At 36.9% G+C, this 19,399-nt stretch carries 15 protein-coding genes; 2 read left to right on the top strand and 13 right to left on the bottom strand.

From position 1 onward, the window contains the following. Window positions 1–45 precede the first annotated feature (45 nt). The 3 genes from P0Y62_13680 to P0Y62_13690 form a co-directional block, all read right to left on the bottom strand. Window positions 46–3,126, bottom strand: a complete 3,081-nt coding sequence (locus P0Y62_13680) for a T9SS type B sorting domain-containing protein (protein WEK68892.1) — start codon at window positions 3,124–3,126, stop codon at window positions 46–48. A gap of 81 nt (window positions 3,127–3,207) precedes the next feature. Beyond that, a complete protein-coding gene (locus P0Y62_13685; GenBank protein ID WEK68893.1) occupies window positions 3,208–5,544 on the bottom strand; it encodes a T9SS type B sorting domain-containing protein in 2,337 nt (778 codons plus the stop codon). Between the two features lie 171 nt (window positions 5,545–5,715). Then, entirely contained in the window at window positions 5,716–8,013 is a 2,298-nt protein-coding gene (locus P0Y62_13690) for a fibronectin type III domain-containing protein (protein ID WEK68894.1), read from the bottom strand. Window positions 8,014–8,456: 443 nt separating this feature from the next. Between P0Y62_13690 and P0Y62_13695 the strand changes: the two genes are divergently transcribed. Both P0Y62_13695 and P0Y62_13700 read left to right on the top strand, forming a co-directional pair. Next, on the top strand, window positions 8,457–9,995 hold the full coding sequence (locus tag P0Y62_13695) for an AraC family transcriptional regulator (GenBank protein WEK68895.1): 1,539 nt from the start codon (window positions 8,457–8,459) through the stop codon (window positions 9,993–9,995). Next, complete coding sequence (locus P0Y62_13700; protein WEK68896.1) at window positions 9,992–11,122, top strand: hypothetical protein; 1,131 nt, start codon at window positions 9,992–9,994, stop codon at window positions 11,120–11,122. The genes P0Y62_13695 and P0Y62_13700 overlap by 4 nt, the downstream gene beginning before the upstream one ends. A gap of 21 nt (window positions 11,123–11,143) precedes the next feature. Here P0Y62_13700 and P0Y62_13705 read toward each other — a convergent pair whose 3' ends face one another. The 10 genes from P0Y62_13705 to P0Y62_13750 form a co-directional block, all read right to left on the bottom strand. After that, entirely contained in the window at window positions 11,144–11,527 is a 384-nt protein-coding gene (locus P0Y62_13705) for a hypothetical protein (protein WEK68897.1), read from the bottom strand. Beyond that, window positions 11,514–11,816, bottom strand: coding sequence for a hypothetical protein (locus P0Y62_13710; GenBank protein WEK68898.1), 303 nt, complete (start codon window positions 11,814–11,816; stop codon window positions 11,514–11,516). Before P0Y62_13710 ends, P0Y62_13705 begins: the two co-directional genes overlap by 14 nt. A 4-nt stretch (window positions 11,817–11,820) precedes the next feature. Beyond that, a complete protein-coding gene (locus P0Y62_13715) occupies window positions 11,821–13,224 on the bottom strand; it encodes a nucleoside recognition domain-containing protein (GenBank protein WEK68899.1) in 1,404 nt (467 codons plus the stop codon). Window positions 13,225–13,393: 169 nt separating this feature from the next. Further along, complete coding sequence (locus tag P0Y62_13720) at window positions 13,394–13,906, bottom strand: hypothetical protein (protein WEK68900.1); 513 nt, start codon at window positions 13,904–13,906, stop codon at window positions 13,394–13,396. 55 nt (window positions 13,907–13,961) lie between these two features. Then, on the bottom strand, window positions 13,962–14,819 hold the full coding sequence (gene accD, locus P0Y62_13725) for an acetyl-CoA carboxylase, carboxyltransferase subunit beta (GenBank protein ID WEK68901.1): 858 nt from the start codon (window positions 14,817–14,819) through the stop codon (window positions 13,962–13,964). A gap of 98 nt (window positions 14,820–14,917) precedes the next feature. Continuing rightward, window positions 14,918–15,988: a class II fructose-bisphosphate aldolase gene (gene fbaA, locus P0Y62_13730; GenBank protein ID WEK68902.1), complete on the bottom strand. Its 1,071-nt coding sequence runs from the start codon at window positions 15,986–15,988 to the stop codon at window positions 14,918–14,920. A gap of 70 nt (window positions 15,989–16,058) precedes the next feature. Further along, a complete protein-coding gene (locus tag P0Y62_13735; protein WEK68903.1) occupies window positions 16,059–16,928 on the bottom strand; it encodes an NAD kinase in 870 nt (289 codons plus the stop codon). 2 nt (window positions 16,929–16,930) lie between these two features. Continuing rightward, window positions 16,931–17,584, bottom strand: a complete 654-nt coding sequence (locus P0Y62_13740; GenBank protein WEK68904.1) for a CBS domain-containing protein — start codon at window positions 17,582–17,584, stop codon at window positions 16,931–16,933. A 185-nt stretch (window positions 17,585–17,769) separates the two neighbouring features. Continuing rightward, window positions 17,770–18,300, bottom strand: coding sequence for an RNA methyltransferase (locus P0Y62_13745; protein WEK68905.1), 531 nt, complete (start codon window positions 18,298–18,300; stop codon window positions 17,770–17,772). Between the two features lie 65 nt (window positions 18,301–18,365). Next, a complete protein-coding gene (locus tag P0Y62_13750; protein ID WEK68906.1) occupies window positions 18,366–19,253 on the bottom strand; it encodes a bestrophin family ion channel in 888 nt (295 codons plus the stop codon). Window positions 19,254–19,399: the final 146 nt, after the last annotated feature.

A 19,399-nucleotide genomic window follows, 5' to 3' on the forward strand; every position in this document is an offset into this window, starting at 1 on the left:
ATTTCCCCTCAACATATATCCCAAATCTTAATTATATGAATTTATTTAATTTCTATTTTTTACCAATATCCAGTCGGTGTAAGTAACCATTTTATTAGTGTCTGGATCGGTCCACTTTATTTCATACCAATAGGTGCCACTACTTACAGGAGTACCGTTAATAGAGCCATCCCATTTGAAGTTATTATTTCTATCTGAAGAATAAAGAAGTTGTCCGTATCTGTTGAATATTGAAAGTTTCAGGTCTTTCAGATAAGAAAGTTCTGAATAATCCAGAGTGTCATTTCTACCGTCTCCGTTGGGAGTAATTGCATTGACAAGATTTGCTACCGTTACCTGAATCTGAACCGGCGCGCAATGATTGGAATCTCTTACATAAAAATTATTTTTACCACGGGGAAGATAGGTAAAAAGATTAGATTCTTGCCATATTTGTCCGTCTTTGGAGTATTGATAAGGAGGAACTCCACCTTCTGCAATCACAGTTGAAGTATTGTTTTTTACATTAACATTCTTGATTTTTGGAAGCTCAAAAGGATGAACTTTCACCAATTGTTTAGTTTTGCAGCCATCCGAAGAGAGCAGTACCCAATAATCTCCTACCGGAACAGTAACAGACTGTGTTGTTGCTCCTGTACTCCATAAATACGAAGTATATCCTGGACCTGCGTCTAATGTCGTTTTAGCTTCAGGACATATTGTCTGATCTTTCAAAACTGCAGATGGCTTCGGAGGAATAACCTTCAGGGTTATTTTAGCAAAATCAAAACATCCGTCATTGGAAATAACTTTTACATAGACAATGGAATTTGCTGAAATATAGTTGGTAGGTGATGTAATTTCATTGGTTCCGTTGGTTGCATCAGTAAGCGTTGGATAGTATTTTTTTGTCGCAGGATTGGTTGTGGTAACAGCAGCGATCGTCAGATTAAACGTTCCTGTACTAGGATCATTTTCATTGAAACATTCGGTTAAAACCGCTTCCTGTACATTCACTCTCGGATAAAACTGAAGAGTGATCTTGGCATTGGCAGTACAGCCGTCTACTGTGGTTACTTTTATATAAACACTAGCCGGGACTGTTGATGGATAGGCATTCGCAGGGATAATTTCATTCGTATTTGTATTTAAATCAGCTAATGTTCGATAATATTTTTTAGTTGCAGAAGCAGGCGCTCCCACATTGGCGGTGGTTAAATCGAAAATACCACTTCCTCCAACATTACAAGCGTTTACTGTAGTATCTGTAAGAATGAGTGGAACTACGGTAATATTTACTTTTACCTGTTCACAATCAGTAAAATTCGGATCATTTCCACAGAATTTATAGGTAAAGGTGTCTGTTGTTGTTCCTGCATTGGCAGTATAAGTCAGTACTCCTGTTGTAGGATTTACAGTTAATGTACCATTTGCTGGCGGCGTAATAATTTGTACTGTACCAGGAACCGGAGTTTGTGTAGAGCTTGTAAAAGCAGGAGTAAGGGTAACCGGAGTTCCCGCACTACAGATGTTTAAAGGTTTTACAGTATTGACCAGACAAGAATATACCTTATATGGATAGGTTGTATAGACACAATTCTCCTTAGTAATAGACACCGTATAGCTTCCCCCTTGTGTTGGAGAATAGGTGTTGGAAGTAGCCCCGGGAATAGGATTTCCGTTGAGGTTCCATTGGTAATGATTAAAACCGCTTTCAACCTGTAAAACGATTCCCGGAGCACATTCTCCGGTAGTTTTGCTAATCGCAGGAATAGAGCTGAATCCGGCAAAATATCCTCCGTAACCCAAGTTTCCGCTACCTCCAGCAATTCCTGCGGTTACTGCTTTTGTTGAATTTATAGTAACATTCCCTGCAATATTAGGAATTGTATAAGACACCCAATCTGTAGTTCCTGTTACCGGAAAAGGTCCTTGTGCTGCTGTTGTCGGGATATTATTTACCGTTACAGTAGCGCCCGTCTGGGTAAGAATATTAAGTTTTACAAATAGAGGCGGATTAAAAGTGGTGGCGTAAGGCAGCTCGTTTATGTTTCCGATTTCATCAATCGTTTTAGGAAGAAGACAGTTCAATGGTGGGATATAATTGAACCCTTCTGTGGCATCATTATCGGCGGTACCTGATAAAAGCTGGTAAGTATAGACATTTTTACTTGCTTTTATGTACATATTGAGATGAGAGGGTCCGTTTACGATATAATTCTGGGCACTTACACGGTAATACTGGCCTTCGTTCAGCGTGGCAACCGGAGTTGGGTTGTTATTTAGCCTGATTTGAGTATTATTTTCGGTAGCAACGATGATAGCGCCCTCAATTTCAGGGAGTATATTACCCATGCCTTTAATAAGGACAAATTCATTTCCCAACCGTTCAACGGGAACTGACTGATCCATAATAATATCTTCACCATTATAAGGAGGGCTCATCCCAAACTGGCCATGATAGTTCCCATTGGTTACAGATACGGGTTTGGTTGCCTCTATTTTAGCACCGATAAATCCGTCTTTATTTCCGGGTCTTGTTGCTGATCCTGCAAATACATAGGATTGGCCTTTATTTAAAGTAATAGTAATAGAAGGATGGGTAAGTCCATTGAAGTTATTTAGGAACCAGGTAGTCATAGCATATCCGGAAACTTTAACCTGTGTATTATCTTCTGTTGCTAAAATACCACAGGTAAAGTTTAACGTATTGGTGTTGTTCGTCAACGGAGCGTACACTGCATAGAAAAGTGTTCCGATTCCAGCTTTTCCTTTAGATGTCAGTATTTCACCATGATTAATTTCTGAAAATCGATAGGTCGCAAAAAAAGGAAAATCACCATGAAGATACAGACCTCTGGTTTTTACACTCATGGCGTCAGAAGTATTCTGGCCCTGCATTAGGTTAAAAGGGACGTCAAAGATTTGTGGATTTCCTTTACTGATAGTTACTGTTCCTATTGGAATATTATTATTGTAAATAGTAACCAAAAAAGGAGCGGTATGATCTGTAGATAAATATAAAGCTTGTTTAGGATTTCCATTCGTAAGGCTTCCAACCATAGGGGCAAACCAATGATCGGTATCTCTTTGAGCCTGAACAGGAAGAGATAGTAATAGTATAAATATAAATAAGAATCTTTTCATAAAAAATAAATTAAGTAATCCACTGTAGCAGTTTAATAAGCTTATGTTGGCGGTTTACGATTATTAAATAGTATCTGAAGATTAATCTCTGTTTTTCAATAAAATCCAACCGGTGTATTTAATAGCAGCGTTTTGCAGATTGGGTTCTTTCCATGAGATTTCGTACCAATAAGTTCCTGTAAGCACTTTTTTATTGCTGAATCTCCCGTCCCATGTATAGTTGTTGAAAGCGGTACCTTGAAAAACATTATTTCCGTATCGGTCATACACAGAGAAAGACAGATCCTTCTTGTATTTAAGCTCTGCATAAGAAATCGTATCATTAATGTTATCTCCGTTCGGAGTGATGGCATTGATGATATTGATGACGGTCAGTTCCACCTGTACAGGTTCACAACTATTAGCATCTTTTACATAAAATATATTCTGCCCGTTCGGAAGATTATTAAATACATTAGAGCTTTGCCAGCTGATATTATTCGTAGAATACAGATAGGGAGGTTTTCCTCCGGTTACTGTAAGGGTAGCTTTCTTATTTTCGAGATCAATGCTTTTGATTACCGGTTTGGGAGCTACTTTTACAGAAACCTCTTGCCTGTTGAAACAGCCGTTATATCCTAAGTTTACCCAATAATCTCCCGGCCCGACATTGGAAATAGATTGTGTTGTTGCTCCCGTATTCCATTCATACGATTGATATCCGGGTCCTGCATCTAATGTTGTTGTAGCATCAATACAAATTTCTTTATCGGAAAGTAAAGAAGGAGGAAGTGATGGCATTACCACCTCAAACACAGGAGTCGTGGCAGAAGGGCAGCTTCCTCCTACAGAAACAGTTACGGTATAATGGCCTGCTTTGGTTGGAGAATAGGTATTTGTAGTAGCTCCCGGAATCGGGTCTCCGTTAAAATTCCATTGATAAGAAGCATAACTGTCGTCTACTTCCAATATCATTCCCGGAATACAGTTTCCGTTCTTTTTAGCAATTACAGGAATAGAAGAAAACCCTGCGAAATATCCGCCGTAGCCTACTGCTGCATCACCTGCTGCAATTCCAGCCGTAACAGCCTTGGTAGATTGCACCGTGATATTTCCTGTAACGCTGGGTACAGAATAGGTTTGCCAGTTCGGATTTCCTGTTACGGGGTATGGTCCCTGTGTTCCTGAAAGTATTGTTCCATTGACAGATACCGTAGCTCCGGTTTCAGTAATAATATTGAGTTTTACGGTAGGATTGATAGCGGTATAATAAGGCAATATATCAATCATTCCGATTTCATCTATTTTCTTGGGAAGAAAGCAGTTGAGTGGGGGAATATAATTGGCTCCTGATGTAATATCACTCATTACCGTAGTTCCTGCCATTAGTTGATAGACATAAGCCTTTTTGGTAGTACTGACTCTCATATTATAATGACCGCTGAAGTTCTGGCTGATGTATGCGGTAGAGGGGATTCGATAGAACTTTCCTTCGTTCAATGTTGCTGCGGGATTAGTGTCATCATTCAGATAGACCTGTGTATTGTCCTCTGTGGCGACTACAACAGCGCCTTCTACATTTTGACCGATGAGCGCCATTCCTTTTACCAGGACATATTCATTGCCTAAACGCTCTACCGGGAGCGATTGGTCCATTAAAATATCTCCTCCGTTATTTGAATTAACTACTTGTCCGTTAAAGTTGCCATTGGTAACTGTGATCGGCTTGTTAGATTCGATTTTAGTACCAATAAAACCGGTCTGATTAGGCGTTTTATCTCCAAAACCATCAATAATGTAAGATTGTCCTTTATTCAAAGTAAAGGTGATGGTAGGATTAGTGGTTCCAGTAGTTCCGTTGGAAAACTGTACTGAAGAATTATACCCGGAAACTGTTACCGTCGTATTATCTTCAGTCGCCAATACCCCACAGGTAAAATTATACATTGATGCAGAGACTCCAATAGGTCCGTAAGCAACATAAAATTTAGTGCCTATTCCTGCTTTTCCTTTGGAGGTTAATATTTCCCCATGATTCTTGATTGAAAACCTGAAGGTGCAGAAAAAAGGCTTTTCTCCTTTTACATAAAGTCCTCTGGTTTTTACACTGAATACATCAGACTGTGATGTTGTAATCATATAGTCCGTGGAAATGTCAAACGATTTTGGATTGCCTTTACTGATTGTAACTGTTCCGATCGCTGTGTTATTGTTATAAATGGTGACAGAAAATGGAGTTAAAGAATCTGTAGATAAAAACAATGCCTGTCGGTTGGTATTTTCTATAAAAGCTTGCCTCATCGGCGCAAACCAGTGCTCAGTATCTCTTTGCGAAAAAAGCTTGTTGCTGGCAAAGAGTATCAATAGAAAACTAAACAAAAGCTGTTTTGAGAAGGTAAGCCATTGTTTTGTGTGGTGAGAAGTATCTTTAGAAATCATTGAAATATTTTTGTTTTTGTTTTGTTTTTGATGCAGATTGGGTACTGCTCTAATGAAGATGGATCAGAAGAAAAAGAAACGGATTAATCAGATTATCAGGGAAGTCGAATGGAAACTGTCATAAAAGCGGCGAAATACTCACCGCTTTGTATGACAGAGACACATACTACTCTATTTTTTTATTGCTTTTATCGTCTGAGAACTACCGTTTTTCATGGTTAACTTTATCAGGTATGCTCCAGAGTTAAGACTGTGTAATGAAACTGTTTTTTCAGGAGAATTTATTTCCTTCACCATTTTACCTGAAGCATCATATACAGAAACAGATTGCAATTGTACATCTCCCGAAATGGTAATAGTATCTGTGAACGGATTAGGATAGATAACTACATCACGTTTTGTTGCCACTTCATTCACGCCTAAAGAAACTGTAGGAGCCCAGGAAATATCATCCCAATAATACATTGCATTCCCGGAAGTTGCATACGTATTTCGAATAGCTAACCTTGCTCCTGCCGGAACAGTGCTCGGAATAGCAACAGTATAATCGCTGGTTCCGGTAGTAGGAGTATAAGAGGTATTGGTAATATTCAATTGTTGAATTAAGGTAAAAGTATTGGTATCGGCCGGATTTGTTAAATATCCCACATCTAATTTCCCGGTATTGACTGCGCAATAGGCTTTAAATGATAAAGAATGGGTTCCGGCATTTACATTGCTTAGCTCAGGAAGTATGGCAATAGAAATATCTCCGGCAGAGACTGACCTTTGTTGAACATGTCTGGTTCCTGAGTAGGCTCCTGTTCCATTGATGTTACAGGACGCAATTCCGGTTACGATTCTTCCCCAGCATGGAGCATTGCTGTTAAGCAATCCTGTATTATAAGTATCGAAATTCTCAAAAAGAGAAGTTTTAGGAGCACAAAGTGTTAATACTGAAGCAATATTCGTCCATGCACTTTGATCTGTTCCACTGCATCTTGCTCTTACCCAGATATAATAGGTGGTTGCTGAATTCAGATTCGTTAGAGTATAAGGATTTGCTGTTACTCCTGTGACATTGGGTGGTGTAGAAGAAGTAGGAGGAGTGCTGCTTGTGCTGTAATAAATATCATATCCAGATACAGGAGCAGACGGAGAGGCTGTCCAGCCAATGTCAACAGATCCACTGGTAACATTAGATAACACAACATTGGATGGAGCTAAACATGTCGCTTTAGGCTCCCAATATACTTCGTCCCAATAGATATTAGTAGTAGTTACCCCTGAATTTCGGATAGCGAGTCTTGCATTAGCAGGAACGGTGTTCGGAATCACTACAGTATATTCATATCCGTCATAGACTGTATTGCTGAACGCCAATGACTGAATAGTGACAAAAGTTGAAGCATCCGCATCATTGGTTAGATAGCCAATGTCTAATGTCCCGGTTCCGCTGCTCGTTCTTGCTTTAAGCCGGATCCAGTTTGTTCCTGCATTTACATTGCTGAACGCCGGAAGAACTGCAATAACGGTATTGGCGGCACTACTTACGCTTTGATACATTGCTCTGGAATTATTAACTCCTGATCCTGAAGAAATCTGCTGATAACCTGTTCCTAAAATAATTCTATCCCAGCAATCTGCACTATATGGTCCGGTAACCGCATTTTCAAAATTTTCAAACATGGAAGTCATAGGATCACATTTGGTTTTAAATACTCCTCTTAAAGACCATGCGCTTTTGTTGGTGCTGCTGCATACAGATCTTACATACACATAATAAGTGGTAAAAGCACTAAGACCGCTGATGGGTGCAGAAGTGTTTGTGCTTGGTCCTGATGCTGGGGTAGAAGCTGTAGGAACGGTGGTAGAAGATGTGTAATAATATTCGTAACCGCTTCCCGGAGCTGTAGCTGGAGCCGTCCACGAAATAGTAGCGGATGAGTTGGTAATATTTGTTGCCGTAACAGCTGTAGGAACGTAGCACGTAGGTGTAGGATCAATTTTTAAGCTGAAATCTACAAAATTACCGTTGGTATTCGGTCCGCAAGGATTGGTAGAAGCAGAAAGGCTAGTACCGGTCTGTACCCTTATCCTATAAATTCCCGGTGCCTGAGTCGGCGGAACAAAAAACTGATCATCCACAACTGAATAACTGGATGTTCCTATAGGGTTTTCGTAGAAATCATTAAAATCTCCGTTGTTATTCCAGTCTACCCAGACCAGTGACTTGGTTCCGCTTCCTGCGAAGTCAAGATGTACTTTTACGGTCCCTCCGGGATAAGAGGTTACCATTTGGCTGGATGAATTATTGACATAGGCCTGAAACGAGGTAGCATTATAATAAAATGCTCCCTGGTCAGAAAAAACGGCATTGGCCAGATAATAGGAGGTGGATGTTCCTGTGGTGGGTGTACAATAGGTTTGTGCACTCAATTTGAAAAACGGAAAAAATAAAATCATCCATAATAGATAGTGCTTTCTCATATATTTTTGTTTTATCGTTAGTAACTGTTATTTCGAAAATTATTTTCAATGGGAGTTTCAAGAAAATTTTCAGTTTGTTTTAAGATTTAGGAGCCTTAATTGCCATTTATTTAAATCTCAAATTGTATTGATAATGCTTCCTTTTTTTGTAATTATTTCTCCTGAAAAACCCAATATCTTTAATGTTTTTTAGCATCTTTAGGCTTTGAACAATATTAGAGTTATATTTGTTTTTTATAAAGGATTGGGCTTGCATAATTCAATGAATTTGCAAGAATTGAAAAAATAAACTACTGTTTTTCAGTGTTTTGTTTAAATTGCTTTTAGAAATACAGAGGATGTATTTGTTTGGGAAAATGAGCAAAAAAGTAAAGTGTACCTCAAAAAAAACGGAACGAAATAATATACTGATATTATTTCTTGTATTGCTTTACCCAATTTTCATGAATGCTCAATCCGCTCATAATTTTGGTATTTTGACGGATAAAGCTTTTCAAAAATTATATCAAAATCCTGAAGATTGTATCAGCTATTCGCAGAGTCTTTTAATCAGTGATAAAAATGCCGAACATAAGATTATTTTAAGAAAAATTATTTCCCAGGCTTATGCTTTACAGGGAAATTATGTACAGGCCGTAAATATCTCCAATCAAAAAGAGGATGATGGCAAAAATGAAAAACTATCTTATTTTGCCCAGCTATTCGGGGAATATAATCTTGCGGATCAGTATCAGAATTTAGGGTTGTATAACCAGTCGAGGAATATTATTAAAGGTATTCTTTCAGATAGGGAACTGTTGAAAAGTACAAATGTACACGTGAGGATGACTTTGGGAAAACTCTATCAGCTTCAGGCGATTAATTTCGGGATTACCAGAAACTATGACATTGCGTTGCAAAATCTGGATAAAAGTAATCAGTACCTTAATAACGAGAATACAGAAAATACGATCATTAAGCAGGAAAATATCATCTTTCGTTCCAATTTTTTATTAAGACAGAATAAGCTGGAGGAAGCCAAAAAGGTGCTGGATGAAGTCATGCGTGATATCAGTAAACATGGGAATAGTACTTTTCTGACGGCTTTTGCCTATGAAACGCTATCAAGATATTTTTTCCTGAAAGAAGATTACAGTACAGCTATTGCCTGTTTAGAAAAAGGACTTCTGGAAATTGATAATCTGCCTTATTATGACATGAAGATGATCTTCTATGAGTTGCTGACAAAAAATTATCTGGCACTTCGTAATGATGAAAAGTATTACCATTATAACAGTCTTTATGCTGACCTGAAAACCAAATTAGATACTAATAAAAAAGAAGGGATACAGTATATTGTAAAGCTTGTGGAAACCTACCAGAACAACAATATGGAATTTCAGAAGCAACATAAATTAGGGCAATTAAGGAATATTTCTATTCTTATTTTGTTTTTTGTTGCAGGTATAATGGTGTATTTGTTCTATGAATCGGGAAGAAGCAAGGATTTAAAAAAGCAGCTAAGCTTTTTTGAAAAACAAAAAGAAAGGGAGGCTTTTATGCTGGCTCAAGCAAATAAGCAGAAAACCGAAACCGGAAAAGAAAATAAAACAACAGAAAAAGATTTACTGAAGGTTTCCAAGGAAAAAGAAGACGAAATCCTTGGCAAATTAATGGAATGGGAGCAATCAGATAACTTTTTGAATAAAAATATGTCGATTGCCATGCTTTCGGCGCAAACGGGAATCAATACAAAATACCTTTCCGAGGTCATTAACAGTATTAAAGGAAAGAATTTCAATGGATATATTAATGAATTGAGAATTAATCATATTGCTCATCAGTTAAAAACGGATCCTGCATATCTCAACTATAAAGTAAGTTATCTTGCAGAATATTCCGGATTTTCTTCACACGGTGCATTTACGAATGTATTTAAATCGGTAACGGGAATGTCTCCTAATACCTATATTCAGGAAATCTTAAAAAATAAAAAGGCATGAAAGTAATGGGATATATTCTTTTGTGTATTGCTTTATGCTGGCAGTTTCCTGTTTTCGGGCAGAAGATTCCTGATGATTCGTTGCTTAAAAAAGCAAACCGGGAAGTTTACAATAATCCCGATAAAGCGATCAGTATAGGCAAGAAGCTGCTTCAGACAGAAAAAGATCAGGATAAAATCATCAGGATTTATCTGATGCTGTCTACTGCCGGAATTGCAAAACGGAATTTTGATGAATCTCTGAATTATATCCTGAAGGCAAGGGAATTAGGTCAGAAAACTAATGATCAGAAACTCAGGATTACCGTGCTGATTTCCATAGCACTTCAATTTCAGCAAATGGAACTTTTAAGTAAAAGTCTTGAAACGCTGGATGAAGCCGACGAATATTTAAAAAAGCTCCCCGAAGGACTTTCTTTTAAATATTTTGAAACCGCAAGAAGCTATGCTTTACGCGGAATGATCTATAAAAGTCAGTCTAATCCTGAGATCGCCCTTCAGGAGTTTTTAATTGCTATTAAAAATTTTGAAAAAGTAAAAGAAGAAAAACAAACGTACTATAACCAAAGCATCATCTATTATAACATAGGATACTGTTATCTTGCACTTAATCAATTAAATAATGCGGAGTTTGCTTTTGGAAAGTCTATGGAGTTTGCCAGTTCCATCAAAGCGAAAAGCTTAGAAGCCTTTGCTTTAAAAGGACTTGCGGAAATGAATAAACTGAAGCATCAGAACCAAACTGCGCTAGAATTGTTGGACAAAGCGGAAAATTTAAGCAAAGATGTCGGAGATCTTACCCTTAATGAGGGTATTTATAAAGAAATGGCGGATAATCATCTGGCCATGGGAAAACAAAATTTATATAAAATATACAACAAAAAATATTTTGAAGCCCGCCTGAAAAGGGAACAGAGCGAACTAAGCTCTGTTGACAGAGCCATTGATATCCACAATATTGAAGCAAAGAAAAAAAGTAAGGAAATAATAACCGATTACAATTATTATATCGGAGCTTCTATTGCATTAGGCTCAATCATTTTCGGATTCTTCTTTTGGATGGTATATAAAACCAGACAACGCAACAAAAAATATCAAAAAGAGATTCAGAAACTTATCAGGTCTTAAAATCCCGGATTTGATAAGCTTTTAATTTTTCAGTTCATTAATTCTGTTGATAACGGGTAAAGCAAAAATTCCGCTGGTTTGAAGATACAGCTCATAGAAGGTTTTTGCCTTGTCTAAAAAGTCTTTATTTCCAGTTGCTTTTCCATTAAAATAGAAAAGATTTCCCAACATTTCATAATAATCTTTGTGATCTCTTTCTTGTCTTTCGTTGACGATCTCGATAATTTCTTCTTTTGTTTTTGACGAAAGAGTAGTGAAATCAAACTTGAAAATATCCCTCATCAAAGTTTCGAAATCCAATTCTTTCTGCATTAAACTTTCTTCAGGTTTATCCAGAATCAGCTTTTCCAATGCTTGAGTTAACTGACGTATTAATCGTAATGTGAATTCTTTATCTGTAATCATTGTTTTGATTTTTTTCTGTTGTTTCTTCGATTTCAGGAGTAGAAGTTGTTTTAGAAATGAAATTTATAGTCCCTTCTTTACTTTTATAAATTCTTAAAGCTAATAATAATCCAATAATAATTCCTAAGATAACAACCACAACTGAAATAATTAAGGTGAAGGTATTAGGATTTGGAAAATAAATGATAGCTGCAATTAAAATCCCTATCAAAAGAGGAGAAAGAAAGATTTGAAATCCTCCAATCACTTCTGTTGATTTTTCAAAGATATTAGGTTTGTTTTCCGTCATTATATTATGCAAAGAAAAGATAAGCCAACGCAATAGAAGTAATTACACCCACCAAATCCGCCAAAAGCATGGCAATTACCGTGTATCTTGTGTTCTTTACGGCTACTGCTCCAAAATAAACCGCAATCACGTAAAACGTCGTATCTGAGCTTCCCTGAAGAACGGCTGCTAATTTTCCCTGGAAGCTATCTGCTCCAAAAGTCGCCATGGTATCTACCATCATTCCTCTTGCTCCGGAACCTGATAAAGGTTTAATTAAGGCAGTCGGAAGTCCGTCTACAAATCGGGGATCAAAGTTGGCTGCATTGGCGACCCATTTCATCCCGTCGATAATAACATCAAAAACGCCGGAAGTTCTTAACAAGGAAATGGCGATCAACATTCCGACCAGGTATGGGATAATTTTGACACAGGTGGTAAAACCTTCCTTTGCCCCCTCAATAAAGGCATCAAAAACATTGATTTTTTTATAAACGGCTCCAAGAACTATCGCAAGGAAAATGAAAAGAATTAATCCGTTACTTAATACTTTGCTGAAATCATCCAGCTCATCTTTACTCAATTGAACCAAATATAAAACCAGCAAAGCAATAACAGCTGAAATTCCTCCAACATAAGCAAGAACAACAGGTCTTAATAGATTAATTTTCTGATATAAAGATACAATGATCATTGCAGCTAAAGTCGCTGTAAAGGTCGCGATCATACACGGAAGAAAAATATCTGTTGGTGTTTTTGATCCCATAGAGGCTCTTATTGCAATAATAGAAACCGGAATCAGCGTCATTCCTCCCGCATGAAGGCAAAGAAACATGATCTGGGAATTACTTGCCGTGTCTTTATTCGGATTTAATGTTTGAAGACTTTCCATCGCTTTCAAGCCGAAAGGCGTTGCTGCATTATCCAAACCTAAAAGATTGGCGCTGAAATTCATCAGCATATGCCCGAAAGCAGGGTGATTTTTAGGGATTTCCGGGAATAATTTTGAGAAAAAAGGCTGTATTAACCGGCTTAAAAGATTTATTCCGCCTGCTTTTTCAGCAATACTCATGAATCCCATGAATAATGTCATAATTCCGATCAGTCCTAAGCAGATCTTTACTGCAGTTTCGGAGGTTCCAATTACACCATCAGATTCCTGAACACGATACACTTTCACATCCTGTTTCAGCGAATCGGTTTTATAATGGATTCTGTTGTCAGCAAAATCAGGTTTTTTCATCAAACTGTCTCGGACAATCGGAGAAAGTGTATTCATTTTCTGCGTTGCAATCTGTACTGTATCACCTCCTTTTCCTACAACCATATCATTAAAAATAGTTTTGTAGTGACTTGAGGAAATGTATTTTATACTTGCAATGGCAATGGCAACAATAATAAATGCCGACCAAATTCTGCTGAGAACCATTTGATTGAATTAAAATTGTTTAAACTTATCAAAAAAACTTCAGATTACAAAGAAAGGAAAGGATTTTAGGTCAATGAGACGAGTTGTCATTTCGAGGAAGGAGAAATCTTTTTGTAAGATTCTTCACTTCGTTCAGAATGACAGTGGTTACTAAGATGATAGAAGGAAACTATTTTTCATCAAGATAAACCAAATAACCTTCAAAATCATCATCCAAATTTTTTAAGACTTTTGCATCCTTCATTTTCTTTTCCAGTGCATCAATGAAAAAGCTTTTTTCAAAAAACTGGCGGTGAATTCCTGGAAGCAGTTCCATAAAATAATCCATTCCGATTTTATTGTTATGAAGGTCCATTTTGGTTTCTAAAGGTTTGTTTGGAAATAGCTCTTCATGCATATCAGTCATTCTTTTGCAGAATTCCAGAGCTTTTTTGGGGGAAGAAATTTTACAGCAATACATCATGATAAAACAACACCAAAGGGAATGTCTGAAAGCATTTCCAATTCCATTATTAGAGGCTGTTTTTGGGAATTTTTTCTGCGCAATGGTATACGCTTGTATGGTAGCATGAAAACTTAATAAAGAAAAAAGAGGATGGGGAAGGACAAGAGACAAAAGACGTAAAATCTTTTTAAAACTCATACTCCGGATCGTATCAAAAAATATTTTAAAAGTTCTCATCAATAAAAATCTCTCCCTTAATTAGAGAGAGATGATTGTATTTTTGTTACAAATTTTAAGCACGTACTGCTAATAAATTTACTGTTTTAGCTACTGTATCCTGAATTTCAGTTCTTTTCACAATGAAATCCACAAATCCTTTTTCCTGTAGGAATTCAGAAGTCTGGAATCCTTCCGGTAGATCTCTACCAATCGTTTCACGAATAACTCTAGGTCCTGCAAAACCGATTAAAGCTCCCGGTTCAGCCATGATAATATCCGCCGTCATTGCAAAAGAAGCCGTAATACCTCCAAAAGTAGGATCACAAAGGTAAGCAATGTATAAAAGTCCTGCTTCTGAAAGCTGAGCCAATTTAGCCTGCACTTTTGCCAACTGCATCAAAGAGTAGGTTGCTTCCTGCATTCTTGCACCTCCTGACTGACAAATGATCATGTAAGGAAGTTTATGCTGAATACAGTAATCTACCGCTCTTCTGATTTTTTCTCCCATTACAGAACCCAAAGATCCACCGATAAAAGCAAAATCCATACAAGAAACTACCATTTCAGTTCCTTTTACAGTTCCTACAGCGTTTCTGATAGAGTCAGTAAGCTTTGTTTTCGCTTTTACTTCTTTCAGACGGTCTACGTAAGGTTTTGTATCTTTAAAGTTAAGGATATCTATACTTTCAACGTTAGCATCTAACTCAGTGAATTTACCTTCATCAAAAAGGATATCAAAAAATTCTGCACTTCCAATTCTTACATGAAAACCATCTTCTGGAGAAACATAGTTGTTTCTTTTTAATTCTTCATGCTCAACTACTTTTCCTGAAGGAGTTTGGTGCCAAAGACCTTTTGGAACATCCTTTTTTTCATCAGTAGAAGTCGTAATGTTTTTTGCTTTTCTTTTAAACCAGTCGAATGCTGCCATTTTATAATATATTAATGTACAATGAAAAAAGTAAAATGTATAAAAGAGAAGGCGCTGAACTTGCTTCTTACAGTATACATTTTACTTCTTGCAAATTTTTATTTTAAAGTATTTACGTTGTTTAAATCTTCAAATGCCTGAACCAATCTTGTAGAGAAAGTTTCTTCACCTTTTCTCATCCAAACTCTAGGGTCGTAGAACTTCTTATTTGGTTTCTCTTCTCCTTCAGGGTTTCCGATCTGAGTTTTCAAATACTCGATATTGTTTACCATATAATCTCTGATTCCTTCTGTATAAGCAAACTGAAGGTCAGTATCAATATTCATTTTGATTACCCCATAGTCGATCGCTTCTCTGATTTCTTCCAATGTAGAACCAGAACCTCCGTGGAATACGAAGTTCACCGGCTTAGCTGCAGTTCCGAATTTTTCCTGAACATATTTCTGAGAGTTGTCAAGGATTTTCGGAGTAAGCACTACGTTTCCTGGCTTATAAACTCCGTGTACGTTACCAAATGCTGCTGCAATAGTAAAGTTGTCAGAGATTGCCTTCAGTTTTTCATACGTGTAAGCGATATCTTCAGGCTGAGTGTATAGTTTTGAGTTGTCAACATCTGAGTTGTCAACACCATCTTCTTCTCCTCCTGTAACTCCGATCTCCACTTCTAGAGTCATCTGAAGTTTAGCCATTCTTTCAAAATATTTAGCAGAAATTTCTAAGTTTTCTTCTAAAGGCTCTTCAGAAAGATCCAGCATATGAGAAGAATAAAGGGATTTTCCTGTCTGCTTATAGAATTCTTCGTTAGCATCCATCAATCCATCAATCCAAGGCAATAGTTTCTTTGCACAGTGGTCTGTATGAAGAATTACTGTAGCTCCGTAAGCTTCAGCAAGGGTATGGATATGTTTTGCTCCTGCAATAGCACCTAATATAGCTGCTTTCTGACCGTCATTGTTTAATCCTTTTCCTGCGTTGTAAGCCGCTCCACCATTTGAAAACTGAATAATAACAGGAGAGTTTAATTTCGCTGCAGTTTCCAGAACTGCATTTATGTTGCTAGAACCAATTACGTTTACTGCCGGTAATGCAAATTTATTTTCTTTAGCATATTGAAAAATATCGGTAACTAATTGACCTGTGGCAACTCCTGCCGGAAAAATTCTGCTCATGTTTTACTATTTATATAAATTATTAGGATCTTGTAAAATTGCTGTAAAGGTAATCATTTTTGCTCAATAACTAATTTCTTTTGTCCCGGCCCCAAAGTAGCTTTTGACGGATGGTTTCGTAAAAACTTAAATTGTTGGGCTGCACCAGAAGAAGCTGGAAAGATGCCTTTTTAATAATGATTTCCTTATCTGTTTCTATATGTATTAGTCTTGAATCTAAAGAAAGAGAATATTGTGGCACTCTGCTTTCTACTCGGAATTTGATTTCTACTCTGTCATTCACCACCAAAGGTCTTACATTAAGATTGTGAGGGGCAATAGGGGTGATGACGAAATTTTCGTTATTGGGAGAAATGATCGGTCCGCCGCAGCTTAATGAATAGGCCGTTGAACCTGTAGGTGTCGAAACAATTACCCCGTCTCCCCAAAATACGTTCAGGAATTCATCATTGATATAGGAATCTACGGTGATCATGGATGTCGTTTCTTTTCGGGAAACGGTCACATCATTTAATGCGTAAGGGAAAAAGCCCTCTTCCAAGCCTGGAGAAACCACCTCAATTACTGATCTTCGGCTGGTCTTAATGTCTCCTTTCAGGATAGCATCCAATTCTCTGAACGCTTCTTCTTTCGTAAAGCTTGCCAGAAAACCAAGTCTTCCGGTATTTACTCCTACAACCGGAATTTCTAAATCTTCAATGAAGGTTAATGAATTTACAATCGTTCCATCTCCTCCGAAGGTAAAAAAAAGATCCACTTTTTTCTCCAGAAGATCCTGTTTGGAATTAAAGGTTTCAAAGATTTTTGAAAACTGAAGGGCTTCAGCCATTTCGTCATAGAGAACAGATGTTACACCTCTGCTTTCGAGCTCTGAAATAAATTTACTGAGATATAAAAAGGTGTCAAGATCTTTCTTCTGAGAATATATGGCTGCTTTCATGCTTAGATTTCTATGAATTTTTGGAAGAATCCGAATCTGTCTTTATACAAATCCGATTTTTCGTCCGAATAATATTTTTCCACAATTCTGTAATCATATCGATCGAATGTGGCGTCTATCGAGGCCAGATTTTCGTTGCTGATTTTTATCGTCACCTGAATGACTTCATCAGACATAAAACTGATAAATCCTCCGTAAAATTTAGAATTATTACTTTCTATAATATTGGCAATTTCTGTCATGGAATATTTTCTCGCCGGAGTTTCTATGGTGAGGATCGCTCCCGTTTCAGAAAACAGCGGATATTTTGATAAATCCTGGAAAATATCATCACAGCTTATATATCCTAAATATTTTTCATTTTTATTGATAACAGGAACCACATTGGTATTAAAAGTATGAAACAGACGAATACTGTCCATGATATTGTTGTCTTCCGATATAGCAAAACGTTCTATCTGGTGTTCCAGGTCTTTTAGAGTACCCTCTTCTTCTTCATAAAGAAAGTCTATAGCAATGGCTCCGTAAAAATGATGGGATTTTTTGATGAAAATATGAGTATATCCAAAATCTTCTAATAAATCCCTAGCTGCTTCTATTGAATCAGTCAGGCTAAAACATGGAAAGTCTTTTGAGATATAGTCCTTAATAAACATGGTGCTAATTTATAAAAAATTAAACTAAATTTTTTCTGTAAATCGCTTTTTTTTAACGATTTTTTTTGAAAAGTGATGTTAAAATTTGTTTGTAAGGGAAAAAGAAGTATCTTTGTCGCCTTTCATTTTTACTTTTTATTAGATTTATTTCAAACTGCACTGTCTTTTAGACACATGCAGTTTTTTTATTTTAGGGCCTTTGCAAACTCCCACATTACAATTCCTCCGCATACACTTACATTTAAGGAATGCTTGGTTCCCAACTGGGGAATTTCCAGAAAAGTATCAATATTCGGAAGGGCTTCATCACTGATTCCTTCCACTTCATTTCCCAGGATAACAGCGTATTTTTTTGAAGAATCAATGGTAAAATCAGTGATCATCTGGCTATTTGTCGTTTGCTCAATTCCTACAATTTCAAAACCCTGCGATTTTAAATCATTGATTGCTGTATTGATATCGCTTTCATGACTCCAGTCAACACTTTCCGTAGCGCCCAATGCTGCTTTGTGAATTTCGCGGTGAGGAGGTTGCGGAGTGATGCCGCAAAGAATAATCTTCTGGATAAGAAAAGCATCTGCAGTTCTGAAGGTAGCACCTACATTGTGCATACTTCTGATGTTGTCCAAAACAACGACCAAAGGAATTTTTTCAACGGTTTTAAATGTTTCCACATCAATCCTGTTGAGTTCTTCCAGTTTTAATTTTTGTATCAATGTATTATTTTGTAGAGATTAAAAATCAAAAATAACAGTTTTTTAGCAAACACGGTTTTCAAAGACTAAGGAAGTTTTTTTAATCCCATAATCTGATGTACGTTTCTTTCAATATTTTGTGCCAATGCCTCCATCGGGATATCATTCTCATCATTGTTGAAAGGATCTTCAATTTCCTCAGCAATAATCTCTAAACTCATCAAGACATAATAAACAAACACCGTAAGAGGAATCATAAAAAGACCAATACTGATCACGTAGGCAACCGGTAATGCCATGACATACAGGATAATGAACTTCTTGACAAAAGAAGAATACGAATAGGGAATAGGAGTGTTTTTAATTCTTTCGCACCCTCCGCAAACTTCTAAAAAGCCACTAAGCTGCGTATCCAGATACAACATTTCCACATCAGATATTTTTCCTTCCTTTTTTAGCTGGTTCAGTTTATGGGTCAAAAGAATGATGATTTCATTGGGACCATGATTTTTTATGGACTGTTCAATCTCGGAATAGTCTTCGTCCAAGGCCAGTCTCGTAGAGTCTTTAGAAAGATGCTTGGCTAAGAAATGAGGAAAAAACTTTAAGTACCTTGCAATCTGTTCTGCATCTTTTCTGTCGTTTTCAAGAATGGAATTGATTTTTATGGCAAAATTCCGGGAATCATTGACGAGTTTTCCCCAGAGTTTCCGGCCTTCCCACCATCTGTCATACGCTGTATTGGTTCTGAAAACCAACAGTAAAGAAAGAACAAAACCAAGTAAGGAATGAATCATCCCGACGTTACTGATCCCTGATTTTGAAGTAAGATGAAAGTATTCGACTTCTAAATATTCAATTCCCCAGGAATATAATCCTACCATGATCATGCTTGGAAAAAGGATTTTCAAAGTATCGCTCTTGTGCAGGCTGAAAAGGATTTTTAGAAAATGTTTGGTGTCGTAAACTCTCATAACTTCGTTGCTCTTACAAATATAATTTTTTCATTTTTATAACTCTTATTTAAGACTGTAAAATCAATCAACATATAGACAATGATAACTAATATTAATCTTAAAATTTTCCTGCATTTCAAAAAAACACTATTTTTATTTCGCAT

Origin of the sequence: Candidatus Chryseobacterium colombiense, from assembly GCA_029203185.1 — a bacterium.
GTDB lineage: Bacteria > Bacteroidota > Bacteroidia > Flavobacteriales > Weeksellaceae > Chryseobacterium > Chryseobacterium colombiense.

Bases quoted from the DNA above. Each gene is read 5' to 3' on its own strand.
- P0Y62_13710 (WEK68898.1), bottom strand. From the start codon at position 11,816: ATGACGGAAAACAAACCTAATATCTTTGAAAAATCAACAGAAGTGATT.
- P0Y62_13735 (WEK68903.1), bottom strand. From the start codon at position 16,928: ATGAAAGCAGCCATATATTCTCAGAAGAAAGATCTTGACACCTTTTTA.
- P0Y62_13690 (WEK68894.1), bottom strand. From the start codon at position 8,013: ATGAGAAAGCACTATCTATTATGGATGATTTTATTTTTTCCGTTTTTC.
- P0Y62_13740 (WEK68904.1), bottom strand. From the start codon at position 17,584: ATGTTTATTAAGGACTATATCTCAAAAGACTTTCCATGTTTTAGCCTG.
- P0Y62_13700 (WEK68896.1), top strand. From the start codon at position 9,992: ATGAAAGTAATGGGATATATTCTTTTGTGTATTGCTTTATGCTGGCAG.
- fbaA (WEK68902.1), bottom strand. From the start codon at position 15,988: ATGAGCAGAATTTTTCCGGCAGGAGTTGCCACAGGTCAATTAGTTACC.
- accD (WEK68901.1), bottom strand. From the start codon at position 14,819: ATGGCAGCATTCGACTGGTTTAAAAGAAAAGCAAAAAACATTACGACT.
- P0Y62_13680 (WEK68892.1), bottom strand. From the start codon at position 3,126: ATGAAAAGATTCTTATTTATATTTATACTATTACTATCTCTTCCTGTT.
- P0Y62_13685 (WEK68893.1), bottom strand. From the start codon at position 5,544: ATGATTTCTAAAGATACTTCTCACCACACAAAACAATGGCTTACCTTC.
- P0Y62_13715 (WEK68899.1), bottom strand. From the start codon at position 13,224: ATGGTTCTCAGCAGAATTTGGTCGGCATTTATTATTGTTGCCATTGCC.
- P0Y62_13720 (WEK68900.1), bottom strand. From the start codon at position 13,906: ATGAGAACTTTTAAAATATTTTTTGATACGATCCGGAGTATGAGTTTT.
- P0Y62_13750 (WEK68906.1), bottom strand. From the start codon at position 19,253: ATGAGAGTTTACGACACCAAACATTTTCTAAAAATCCTTTTCAGCCTG.
- P0Y62_13705 (WEK68897.1), bottom strand. From the start codon at position 11,527: ATGATTACAGATAAAGAATTCACATTACGATTAATACGTCAGTTAACT.
- P0Y62_13695 (WEK68895.1), top strand. From the start codon at position 8,457: ATGAATGCTCAATCCGCTCATAATTTTGGTATTTTGACGGATAAAGCT.